We start from the raw sequence: 272 nt of genomic DNA on the forward strand, positions 1-272 counted from the left end.
CCATTGAATTTTCGATCTTCATCTTCAATGTCATCAAAAACATTCCATATATTTCCTGCATCTGCAAATAAAGCACCTTTAAAGCTACCGAATAAGTCAAAACGATATTCAATATTTGCTGTTAGTTTTAAGTTGGCTTCATTAAAATCTAAAATACTTGCCGATCGTCCAGGACCTAATTGATATGCGCTCCAAGCTCTGTTGTCATTTGATCCACCACCAAAATAACTTCGTGCAAACGGAATGTTGTCTGAGTTTCCATACGGAATGGC

General features: G+C 36.8%; 1 protein-coding gene. It reads right to left on the reverse strand.

Features of this window, described 5'->3' with window-relative positions; translation table 11 throughout:
- A partial coding sequence (locus ACRBBL_RS13350) for a BamA/TamA family outer membrane protein (protein WP_431369563.1) occupies positions 1-272 on the reverse strand: 272 nt, incomplete at both ends.

The sequence above is a fragment of the Kordia sp. genome, from assembly GCF_050633145.1.
Lineage (GTDB): Bacteria > Bacteroidota > Bacteroidia > Flavobacteriales > Flavobacteriaceae > Kordia.